Source organism: Frankia sp. AgB1.9 (assembly GCF_016786355.1).
Lineage (GTDB): Bacteria > Actinomycetota > Actinomycetes > Frankiales > Frankiaceae > Pseudofrankia.
In genome coordinates, this window is the sequence record NZ_JADWYX010000039.1 from 71,486 (window position 1) to 82,775 (window position 11,290).

The following is an 11,290-nucleotide window of genomic DNA, read 5'->3' on the forward strand; positions in this document are numbered from 1 at the left end:
CCCGCAGGGCGGGGAGGTGCCCGCCGGGCGTGCGGAGCGGCCCGCTACTGGGCCAGCTTGTAGTCGCGCAGGAGTGCCCGGCTGATGATGCGCTTCTGGACCTCGGAGGTGCCCTCGCCGATCAGCATGAAGGGCGCTTCCCGGAACAGCCGCTCGATCTCGTACTCCTTCGAGTAGCCGTAGCCGCCGTGGATCCGGAAGGCCTCGGTGGTGACCTCGTAGCAGTACTCGCTGGCCAGGAACTTCGCCATGCCGGCCTCGACGTCGTTGCGCTCGCCGCGGTCCTTCTTGCGGGCGGCGTTCACCATCATCAGGTGGCCGGCCTCGATCTTCGTCGCCATCTCGGCGAGCTTGAAGGCGATGGCCTGGTGGTCGGCGATCGGGTGGCCGAAGGTCTTGCGCTGCTGCGCGTAGGCGATGGCCAGCTCGAACGCGCGGATCATGATCCCGCAGGCCCGGGCGGCGACGTTGACGCGGCCGACCTCGACGCCGTCCATCATCTGGTAGAAGCCCTTGCCGGCCTTCTCCGGGCCGCCCAGGATCGACGTGGCCGCGACCCGGTGACCGTCGAGGACCATCTCGGTGGTCTCGACGCCCTTGTAGCCCATCTTCTCGAGTTTGCCTGGAATGGTCAGGCCGCCCGTGGTGCCGAAACCGGGCTCCTTCTCCAGCAGGAATGTCGTCATGTTCCGGTAGACCGAGTCGGCGCCCTCGTCGGTCTTCACCAGGGTGGCGACGACGCTGGACTGAGCGCCGTTCGTCAGCCACATCTTCTGACCGTTGATGACGTAGTCGTCGCCGTCGCGGGCGGCCCGCGTCGTGATCGCGGAGACGTCCGAGCCGCAGCCGGGCTCGCTCATCGAGAAGGCGCCACGGACCTCGCCGGTAGCCATCTTCGGCAGCAGCCGGGCCTTCTGCTCGTCAGAGCCGTGCTGCAGCAGCAGGTAGGCGACGATGAAGTGCGTGTTGATGACGCCGGAGACGCTCATCCAGCCGCGGGCGATCTCCTCGACCACCAGCGCGTAGGTGAGCAGGGACTCACCGAGGCCGCCGAACTCCTCCGGGATCGTGATCCCGAAGAGGCCCATCTCCTTCATCTGCTCGACGATCTCGGCCGGGTACTCGTCCTTGTGCTCGAGTTCCGTGGCGTGCGGCAGAATCTCCTTGTCCACAAAGGTGCGGACCGCCGAGAGTATGTCGGCCTGAATCTCCGTGAGACCGTCGGTCTGCGCGATCCTGCCCATTTCCTGTGGATCCTTTCCTGGTTCTGCGGCGAGAGGTCGGCTGTGGTCCGGGTGGCGCCCGCCTCGGTGGCGGACGGGCGCGTTACCGGCTACTGGGCCGGCGGCTCGAACTTCTTGGTGCGCTGCATGCCCGCGGCGCGGCCCTTGCCGGCGATGACCTGAGCCATCTTCGCGCTGGCCTCGTCGATCATCTCGTCGCCGAGCATGACGGCGCCGCGGTGGCCACCGGCCTCCGAGGTGTGCCACGCGTACGCGTCGAGGATCAGCTCGGCGTGGTCGTAGTCCTCCTGGCGGGGCCGGTAGACCTCGTTCGCCGCGTCGATCTGGCCCGGGTGCAGCACCCACTTGCCGTCGTACCCGAGCGCGGCGGACTTCTTCGCCACCGACCGGAACGCGTCGACGTCACGGATCTGGAGGAACGGCCCGTCAATGGCCTGCACGCCGCGGGCGCGGGCCGCCTCGACAATCTTGAAGAGCGGGTAGTGGAACGGGTCGCCCGGATAGTCAGGGTTCAGCGCGCCCACGACGAGCGACGGCATGTTCATGGACGCCATGAAGTCGGCCGGCCCGAAGATGATGGTCTCGATGCGGTCGCTCGCGAATGCGATGTCCTTGACGTTGGACAGGCCGAGCGCGTTCTCGATCTGCGCCTCGATGCCGATGCGGCCGACCTCGAACCCCATCACCTGCTCGATCTGGGTGAGCAGCAGGTCCAGCCACTGCACCTGAGCGGCGGTCTGCACCTTCGGCAGCATGATGCAGTCGAGGTTCTGCCCAGCGCCCTCGACGACGGTGATGACGTCGCGGTAGGTCCACTTCGTGGTCAGGTCATTGACCCGGACAACTCGGGTCTTGCCGGTCCAGTCGCCCTCGTTCAGCGCGGCTACGACATTGCCGCGGGCCGACTCCTTCGCGCCCGGAGCAACGGAGTCCTCCAGATCACAAAAGATCTGGTCCGCGGGCAGGCCCTGAGCCTTGCCGAGCATCTTGGTCGACGAGCCAGGAACCGCTAGGCAGGAGCGGCGGGGACGTAGCGACATGATCGAGATAGTAGCCGCAGCCCGGTGCCGGCGCCCGGGAACGAAGGCGTTGTGGATCATGTTCGAGTGTGGGTTGCCTCACCGCGTTATTCCGCCCACGAAGCAGCCGGTGCTTTCTGGTAATTGGACTGGGCGGTCCGTCCAAAGATGGCGACTACCGGCCGGTGGGCGCTTCGTCAGTCGTCCGACCCCGGTCCGGTCGGTCAGCCGGCGGGGGCAGGCGCCGGCGGGCCGCGCGATCGCTCCCGCCTTGGCGCCGTCAAATGGCAGCGCGGTAGCTTTGCGCTGTGAGCAGCGAGGCACCGTGACGGCGACCGGGGCACAGCGCACGCCGGCGCCGGTCCGGGTCTACTGCCGGCGGTTGCACGGGCTGCTGGTGCTCGACCCCAACGGCGACCAGGTCGGCCGCGTCCGTGATGTCGTCGTCACGCTACGCCCCGGTCACGCGGCGCCCCGGGTGCTCGGCCTGGCCGTGGACGTGCAGCATCGGCCGATCTTCGTGGCGATGGGCCGGGTGACGGGTGTCGAGTCCGGGGCCGTGATCCTGTCGTCGGCGCGGCTGAGCTGGCGGCGGTTCGCCCAGCGCGCCGGCGAGACCCTCGTCCTCGGCGAGCTGCTCGACCGCCGGGTCACCGAGGTCGCCAGCGGCAAGGAGGTCACGGTCGTCGACGCGGCGATCGCGCCGATCCGCAGCGGCGAGTGGATCCTCGACCAGGTGGCCGTCCGGGTCGGCCGCGGCCGCCGCGGCGACATGCGCACCATCGGCTGGGACGAGGTCAGCGGGTTCTCCCTGCCGGAGGACGGCCAGGGCGCGGCGAACCTGCTCGCCGCGTTCGAGAAGCTGCGCCCGGCCGATCTCGCGTCGATGCTGCACGACCTGTCCCAAAAACGGCGGGCGGAGGTCGCGGCGGCACTGGACGACGAGCGGCTCGCCGACGTCCTCGAGGAGCTGCCCGAGGACGAGCAGGTGGAACTGCTCGGCGGGCTGGCCGAGGACCGGGCCGCGGACGTGCTGGAGGCGATGGGCCCGGACGACGCCGCCGACCTGCTCGGCGAGCTGCCGGCCGAGGACGCCGAGCGGCTGCTGCGCCTGATGGACCCGGAGGAGGCAGGGCCCGTCCGCCAGCTCCTGCGTTACGCCGACGACACCGCCGGCGGCCTGATGACCAGCGAGCCGGTGATCCTGGCGCCGAACGCCACCGTCGCCGAGGCGCTCGCCCGGGTGCGCGCGCCGGAGCTCTCCCCGGCCCTGGCGGCCCAGGTCTACGTGGTCCGGCCGCCCTACGAGACGCCGACCGGCCGTTTCCTGGGGCTGGCGCACTTCCAGCGATTGCTGCGGGAGCCGCCGTCGACGCTGATCGGCGCAGTGATCGACACCGACGTCCGGCCGCTGCGGCCGGACACCCACCTCGCCGACGTGACCCGCCACCTGGCGTCCTACAACCTGGTCGCGGCGCCGGTCCTCGACGACGCCGGCCGGCTGGTCGGCGTGGTCACCGTGGACGACGTCCTCGACCACCTTCTCCCGCCGGACTGGCGGGAGCGGCAGCTCGACGACGACGTCGAGCAACGCGCGGCCGAGGAGGCCCCGACCCTCGACGACGACTTCGACGACTTCGGCCGTGGCGACGACCCGGAGCGGGACAGGGCCCGGCTCGCGGGGGATCCGCGGTCGGCCGAGCCGGGCCCGGACGGGCCCGGCGTCGAGCGTGCGGATGTCGAACCGGAAGAGGGGAACCCGGGCCGCTAGCCGGCCCGGACCGTCCCGCGGCGCCGGCTTTCAGTCGACGTCGACTGTCCGCCGGCGCGGACCGTCAGGTCAGCGAGCCGCGGCAGAGTGTGAGGATCGCCAGCGCGATCTCGACACCGCGCGGGCCGAGCTCGTCCGCCCAGGCGGCGATGATCTCGTTTTCCCTGGAGTGCTGGACGCGCGGGCCACCGTCGGTGGTCCGGTGAGTCTGGATCTGCCGGGAGATGTCCCGGCGGACCGCGACGAGGCCACGCAGCTGGACGTCGATGTCGTCGATCAGGCGGCGGCCCTCGTCGATCGAGGCGATCGTCGGCGCGACCGGCGCCGGTGATCCGTCCGCGACGGCGTCGTTGAGGCCTGCGTCCATCGTGTTGCTCACGGGAGCACCTTTCGGGTGGGGGCTCGGCGCAGCCCAGGCACGATGAGGCCCGGGCGTTCCGGGCCTTCGGTCTGGGGCGTTGTGCCGCGAGGTCAGCGGCACATTGGGGACCGAGCCCGGCCCCCATAAAAGGAGTGCAGCGACATACGGAGCGGCGCGTGTACGACCACGGCTTCGCTGCGCTCCATGCGTCGGAGCATGCCAGGCTGCGCCGGGATCGTCCAGTTGCGGTACGTGACTTCGAGCTGGCGAAGCGGGCGCCTGGCCGCCGGGCTGACCCGGTTCGTGCTGCGTGGCCGGCGGTCCGGTGACGCGGAACCAGCCGGTTGTGAGGTGAGACGAACCGGAACTGTCGGTGGTGGGTGCGAGGATCTTCGTGTGCCTCGGCCGCGGCCGAGCGCCCCGCCCCACCCGCCCCTGAGCCGGAGGAGTCGACCATGGCGCAGCTCGTACTCGACGAGATGCCACGCCGGTTGTTCACCTGTACCCCGACCCGGCTGGCCTCGTTCGAGGACTGCCCGCGTCGCTACCGGATGACCTACATCGACCGGCCGGCGCCGCCGAAGGGCCCGCCGTGGGCGCACACCTCGCTCGGGACCAGCGCGCACAACGCGCTGCGGCTCTGGTGGGACGAGCCAACGCAGCGCCGCACGCCGGAGCGGGCCGCCGCGTTGGTGCGCTCCGGCTGGGTCGCGGAAGGCTGGCGGGACGGCGAGCAGTCCGCCGACGCCAGGGAGCGGGTCGCCGCGATGTGCGAGCGCTACGCCGCCGGTCTCGACCCGACGGACGAGCCGCGGGCGGTCGAGCGCCAGGTGGCGACCCGCACCGACCTGCTGGCGCTGCACGGCCGGGTCGACCGGCTGGACGAGCGGGACGGCGAGCTGGTCGTCGTCGACTACAAGACCGGCCGGCGGGCGCCGCAGGACGGCGACGCCCGCACGTCGCCCGCGCTGGCGCTCTACGCGTTCGCGGCCGAGCGGATGCTGCGGCAGCGCTGCCGACGGGTCGAGCTGCACCATCTGCCGACCGGTCGGGTCGTCGAGGCCGAGCACACCGACGAGAGCCTGGCCCGCCACCTGCGCCGGGCCGAGTCCATCGCGACCGACGCCGTCGCGGCGACCGAGCGGCTGGCCGCCGGGCAGCCGGCCGACGTCGCGTTCCCGCCGCGCCCAGGTCCCCTCTGCTCCTGGTGCGACTACCGCCGCCACTGCCCCGAGGGACGGGCCGCCGGCCCCGAGCTGGCTCCCTGGGCCGGCGTCGAGTACCTGTCCGAGCAGGAGCCGGCGGCGAGCCAGGGGACATGACCACCAGGTCGGTGGGAAACGCTGCATGATGGGGCCGTGGCCTCGCAGATGCTGCCCTCGCTGACCGGCTCCAGGCCCGGGACCGGTCAGGTTCCCGGCCCCGCCCGGCTGTCGGCGAAGGCGTCGACGTTCACCGAGTCCGTCATCCGGGACATGACCCGGCTGGCGGTCGCGCACGGCGCCGTCAACCTGGCCCAGGGCTTCCCGGACTTCTCCTGCCCGGCTGAGCTCAAGGACGCCGCCAAGGCGGCGATCGACGCCGACGTCAACCAGTACGCGATCACCTGGGGCGCGCCCGCGTTCCGCACGGCCATCGCGGCGAAGGTGGCCGGCGCCTACCCGGGCTGGACGGTCGACCCGGACACCGAGATCTGCGTGACCTGCGGAGCCACCGAGGCCATGATCGCGACCATGCTCGGCCTGGTCGACCCGGGCGAGGAGGTGATCTTCTTCGAGCCGTTCTACGAGAACTACGGCCCGGACGCGATCCTCTCCGGCGCGACGCCCCGGCTGGTGAAGCTGCGCGCCCCCGACTGGAGCTTCGACGAGGCCGAGCTGCGCGCCGCCTTCACCGACCGGACCCGCGCGATCGTCATCAACACCCCGCACAACCCGACCGGCAAGATGTTCGGCCGCGCCGAGCTCGACCTCATCGCGGAGCTCTGCCAGCGATACGACGCCCTGGTCGTCACCGACGAGATCTACGAGCACATCCAGTACCTCGGCCCCGGCGGCCACATCCCGCCGGCCACGGTCCCCGGCCTGGAAGATCGCACGGTCACCGTCAACGCGCTGTCGAAGACCTACGCCGTCACAGGCTGGCGGGTCGGCTGGACGATCGCCCCGGCGGCGCTGACGGAGGGCATCCGCAAGACCCACGACTTCCTGACCGTCGGCGCCGCGGCCCCGCTGCAGGCCGCCGGCATCGCCGCGATGGGCCTGCCCGCCGGGTACTACGCCGATCTTGCCGCGTCCTATCAGGCCCGCCGGGATCTGCTCTGTGCCGCGCTGGCCGAGGTCGGCTTCGGGGTCAGCCGGCCCGACGGCGCCTACTACGTCATGTGCGACACCCGGGCGCTCGACCCGGCCGGCGACGACGTCGCCTTCGCTCGCCACCTGGTCGCCGACATCGGCGTCGCGTGCGTCCCTGGCTCGTCGTTCTTCGCCGACCCGGCCGACGGCCGGCACATCATCCGCTTCGCCTTCCCCAAGCGCGAGGCGACCCTGCTCGAGGCCGCCGCCCGCCTGCGCACGCTGTCCTGACCTGGTTCGGCCTGGTCTGGCCTAGGCACCTGGCCCGGCCTCGGCCCTAGCCCGGCCTTGGCCCTGGCCCGGCCTTGGCCCTGGCCCGGCCTTGGCCCTGGCCCGGCCTTGGCCTTGGCCCTGGCCCGGCCTCGGCACCTCGGACATGATCGCCGTTTTGGCCCTCGGGTGGTCGTAAGAAGGCCCGATTCACGACCACGGGAGGGCCAAAACGGCGATCACTCCGCCGGGCCGACCTTCGCGGTGACGGCACTCGATCGCTTGGCGGGGCTCTGGCGGCTGGTTTGGTGGTGTGAGGTCTGGAAGCGGGGCGAGTGAGGCTGAGTTATACCCGATGGTCGGGACGGGTGAGAATCGGCGGCCACCAGGTATGACTGCATACTGCGAGGCGTCGCATTGTCTGGCCTCATTCCACCGGAGCCAGCTCGATCGACTCTCAGGTGGACAGCAGGACCTGGGCGGTCGTGGACATTCGGGGACGATATGAGGCCGTGGCCGGAATCCGGCTGTTCGGCGATGCGAGCTGGGTCCTTGTTCCGCCGCTATCCGTATGACGCTCCGGGGTCCCGGAGGATTGCCGCCACGAAATAGCCCGATGTTATCTTGACGGCCCCGGCGAGCTTGAAAGCCAAGGCAAGACCGGTCGCGGTATCCGCGGCGCGGGAACATGCCCATCCGACAGCCGAGGAGAACGCTGGCCCGGCCCTGCCGTTTCTGGGCGGTCGTGCGTCAGATCGTAGAACCCTCGCGGCAGCTGACTTTGGATCTCAAGAATGCCTCTCTCGAATTCTTCCTCGGCCTTCCCCGAGGCCGGTCCCAACATCCCCGAGGCGAGTTCCGGCGCTCTCTTCCGCGCGCCCGCGCCGCCCAGTGTCGCCTCGGCGCCGCCCGTGGACCGCCGCCATGGAAAGACCTCGCGGTCGTGGAGACGGGGGCAGCTGCTGCTCGCGCTGTCCGGCGTCGCGTTGGCCACGGCGATGCTGCCGACCGGTGGCGCCAGCGCCGCCACCGGCACCACCAGCACTACGGCCGCGGCCCACCACTCGGGGATACTGCGCGGCGGCACCACGAACCTGAACAACACCAATGCCTACCCGAACAAACCGATCATCCCGGGTCCGGTGAGAATCCCGGCCGGCGGCGTGCCCATCCCGGCGGGCGCCAACATCCAGTCCTACATCGACAGCCACCCGGCCGGAACCCAGTTCAACCTCGCCGCCGGCACCTACAACGGCCCTGGAGTCCTGCTCCCCAAGGCCGGGGACAAGTTCTACGGCGTCAAGGCCGGGTCCGGAGGAACCCTGCTGTCCGGCCTCGGTATCCATCGGCCGAACGGCAGCGCGACCAACGTCGAGGTCCACAACATCTCCATAACGGGCTACTCCGACGGCGGGAAGAACGGCGCGATCGACTCCGATATTCACGAGTCCGACCCGGCCTCCGGCTGGGTGATCAGCAACTCGGAGATCTACGGCAACTATCTGGGTGCCTCCGTCGGGTCGAACTCGCTGGTCGAGAACAACACCTTCCACGACAACTCCTGCAAGGGTGCCGCCGGCGGCATGACCGGCACGATCTGGCGCTACAACCAGTTCCTCCACAACAATCTTCCCGGAGTCAGCGACCCCAGCGGCGACTGCGCCGGCATCAAGGTCACGGTCGAGACGAACAACCAGTTCATCGGGAACCTGATCTCGGCCAGTGGCCATCCGTCCGGCGGCTGGATGGACGTGTCCTGCCACGGCAACACCTTCACCGACAATATTTCCTGGAACAACAACGGCTCCGGCTTCACGGACGAGACCGGCTACAACAACACCTTCACCAACAACATCGCCGCCGGGAACGGCATCAACACGCCCGACCCCTGGCGGCGCACCGGCATCGTCTTCCAGTCAGCCGCGAACGACACCGCGACCGGAAACTACGCGTGGCGGAACAACGGCCCCGGGATCACGATCTTCGAGCAGGACCGCCACGACGCCCCCGGCCAGGCGCGCAACTCCAACAACACCGTCCAGGGCAACTACCTCGACATCGCGCCGGCCGTCATCAAGGTGAACATCGACGCCCCGCAGCACGTGGGCGCCAACTCGCTCAGCCACGGCAACGGCATCCAGGTCCCGCAGATCATCGCCGGGCCCCAGATGTGAACCGATGGCCGGCGCCGAGCCGCCCGCGGTCCCGGCGCCGGCCAACAGCCGGCAAGCGCCAGTCGGCCACGAGCCGGGGGCGACCAGCAGGCAAGCGCCAGTCGGCCTCGAGCCGGCGGCCACCAGCCGGCAAGCACCAGCCGGCGGCCAGAAGTCGGCAAGCGCCACCAGATAAGCCCTGGTCGGCAAGCCCCGGCGGCCGAGTCTCGTCGGTGGGCTTCGTCAGTGAGCCGCTGGTGCGGCGGGCTCGGCGGCCGGCAGCGGTAGGGGATAGCCGGCCGCCGCGGCCCGAGACCGCCCGGCCCGTAGCTCGCGGTCCAGCGCACGCAGATATCCCGCGGCCCCGCGGCGCAGGCCGGTCCGGCGCAGGCCCGGATGGTCGAGCATCGCCTGATCGGCGGGCAGCCGGTAGCGGCCGCGGAGGTACTCGCCGACCCAGCCGGCCTGCGCCTTGGTCACCGCCAGGTCGCGCTCGCCGTCCGGCCGGACGACCTGACCGCTGTCGGGGACGCCTAGCAGGAAGACGCCGTCGGCGACCGGGTGGAAGACACCCCCGTACCAGGGAGCGGCCGCGAGCACCCCGGCGGCCGCGGCGAGGTCTCGCGCGGTGACCACGACAGCGTCCCAGCGCCCGGCCGGCCGACCACCGACGCTGATCGCGAAGCCGCGGCCCGGGCCCGTCCCGCTTCCGGCCCGGGTCACAGTAAGCACCGGGTCCCCACCGACCGCCGGGTCCCCACCGACTGTGGCGTCCGCGCCGACCGCAGGGTCCGCGCCGGCCCCGGGACCCGCGCCGGCCGGGGGACCCCCGCCGCCCATCAGGCCGCCGGTCACGTCGTCCGGCTCGGTCGTGCCGGCCGGGAAGATCCAGCGATCCGTGAGGGCGTACGCGGCGAGGAGTTCGGCGGCGGGCCGGGTCAGGCGGCCACCGACCCCGGTCGCGTCCAGCCCGGCGTCGACGAGCGTGACGAGCGCGGTCGCGCCGGCCAGGTCAGGTCCGAGCACGGCGACGTGGGGAAGCTGAGGCACGCCGCAGAACTGTATGCGCCCAGGGGTCTGACCCGTCGGGCGGGACGTCAGGACGGCCCGCCGCCCGGCCACCGGCGGCGCACCCGCCCACGGCTGGCGACCCTCCCGGCGTGGCCGCCGAGACCCTCCCGGCGTGGCCGCGGCGACCCTCTCGGCGGTGCCGCGGCGGCCCGCTCGGTGCCGCCGCGGCGGCGACTCAGGTGGCTACGAGCGGGACTTAAGTAGGCTGCGCGACACTCGCGGGCCCGGAAAGGTTGTGACCACACGGTTACGCTTGACACACTCTCCGCTGTGGCCCGCGTTCTCGCTGTCGCGAATCAGAAGGGTGGCGTCGCCAAGACGACCTCCGTGTCGAGCCTCGGCGCCGCCCTCACCGAGCTCGGCCAGCGGGTCCTGCTGGTCGACCTGGACCCGCAGGCCTGTCTGACGTTCTCGCTTGGCCTCGACCCGGACGCTCTCGAGCTGTCCGTGCATGACGTGCTGCTCGGGCGGCTGTCCGCGGGGCTCGTCGTGCTGCGGACGGCCGACGGGTCCGATCTGCTGCCGGCGACGATCGAGCTGGCCGGCTGTGAGGCTGTGCTGCTGTCGCGGACCGGCCGGGAGCACGTGCTGCGGCTCGCTCTCGCCGAGATCGTCGACGACTACGACTTCGTCCTGGTGGACTGCCCGCCGTCGCTCGGCGTGCTCACCATCAACGGCCTGACGGCCGCCGACGAGGTCGTCATCCCGCTGCAGTGCGAGACGCTGTCGCACCGGGGCGTCGGCCAGCTGCTGGACACCGTGCACGACGTCCGGCGCCTGACCAATCCCCGGCTGCGGGTGCGTGGCGTGCTGCCGACCCTCTTCGACGGCCGGACGGCGCACAGCCGCGCTGTGCTCGCCGACGTGGCCGCCCGCTACCAGATCCGGGTGCTGGAGCCGCCGGTCGCCCGCTCCGTGCGGTTCGCCGAGGCTCCGGGCATCGGGCGCTCGATCCTGACGACCGCTGCCCGTTCGAAGGGCGCGCATGCCTACCGGGAGCATGCCAGGGCGATCGCGGGCCTCGGCCCGGCTCCGCTTTCTGGCGCCGGCGCGCCCGCGCGGCGGGCCGCCCGCGGCACTAGCCGGGCCCCCCCGGAAGGCGGGGGG

General features: G+C 71.4%; 9 protein-coding genes. 5 read left to right on the forward strand and 4 right to left on the reverse strand.

The window, feature by feature from the left end; genetic code table 11:
* Positions 1–44 precede the first annotated feature (44 nt).
* The gene (locus I6A60_RS17680) at positions 45–1,244 is read right to left on the reverse strand and encodes an acyl-CoA dehydrogenase family protein (RefSeq protein ID WP_203023192.1); all 1,200 of its coding nucleotides are present in this window, start codon (positions 1,242–1,244) and stop codon (positions 45–47) included.
* Between the two features lie 89 nt (positions 1,245–1,333).
* Positions 1,334–2,284 (reverse strand): CoA ester lyase, encoded by a 951-nt coding sequence (locus I6A60_RS17685; protein ID WP_203023191.1) that lies wholly within the window; start codon positions 2,282–2,284, stop codon positions 1,334–1,336.
* A 304-nt stretch (positions 2,285–2,588) separates the two neighbouring features.
* On the opposite strand from I6A60_RS17685, the gene I6A60_RS17690 reads away from it, so the two are divergent.
* A complete protein-coding gene (locus tag I6A60_RS17690; protein ID WP_203042569.1) occupies positions 2,589–4,034 on the forward strand; it encodes a magnesium transporter MgtE N-terminal domain-containing protein in 1,446 nt (481 codons plus the stop codon).
* Between the two features lie 64 nt (positions 4,035–4,098).
* On the opposite strand, the gene I6A60_RS17695 is transcribed toward I6A60_RS17690, so the two are convergent.
* Positions 4,099–4,401 carry a chorismate mutase gene (locus I6A60_RS17695; protein WP_203023214.1) on the reverse strand — a complete coding sequence of 101 codons (303 nt, stop codon included), beginning with the start codon at positions 4,399–4,401 and terminating at the stop codon, positions 4,099–4,101.
* A gap of 449 nt (positions 4,402–4,850) precedes the next feature.
* Between I6A60_RS17695 and I6A60_RS17700 the strand changes: the two genes are divergently transcribed.
* The 3 genes from I6A60_RS17700 to I6A60_RS17710 all read left to right on the forward strand — a co-directional run bounded on the left by I6A60_RS17700 (position 4,851) and on the right by I6A60_RS17710 (position 9,133).
* Positions 4,851–5,717 carry a PD-(D/E)XK nuclease family protein gene (locus I6A60_RS17700; protein WP_203023189.1) on the forward strand — a complete coding sequence of 289 codons (867 nt, stop codon included), beginning with the start codon at positions 4,851–4,853 and terminating at the stop codon, positions 5,715–5,717.
* Between the two features lie 48 nt (positions 5,718–5,765).
* A complete protein-coding gene (locus tag I6A60_RS17705) occupies positions 5,766–6,980 on the forward strand; it encodes an aminotransferase class I/II-fold pyridoxal phosphate-dependent enzyme (RefSeq protein ID WP_203023213.1) in 1,215 nt (404 codons plus the stop codon).
* 773 nt (positions 6,981–7,753) lie between these two features.
* On the forward strand, positions 7,754–9,133 hold the full coding sequence (locus I6A60_RS17710; protein ID WP_203023188.1) for a right-handed parallel beta-helix repeat-containing protein: 1,380 nt from the start codon (positions 7,754–7,756) through the stop codon (positions 9,131–9,133).
* A gap of 222 nt (positions 9,134–9,355) precedes the next feature.
* Here the strand turns inward: I6A60_RS17710 and I6A60_RS17715 are convergent, their stop codons facing one another.
* Complete coding sequence (locus I6A60_RS17715) at positions 9,356–10,162, reverse strand: hypothetical protein (RefSeq protein WP_203023187.1); 807 nt, start codon at positions 10,160–10,162, stop codon at positions 9,356–9,358.
* Between the two features lie 291 nt (positions 10,163–10,453).
* Here I6A60_RS17715 and I6A60_RS17720 point away from each other — a divergent pair.
* Positions 10,454–11,290 (forward strand): ParA family protein (locus I6A60_RS17720; protein ID WP_307873738.1); only part of this gene is annotated, 837 nt, incomplete at its 3' end.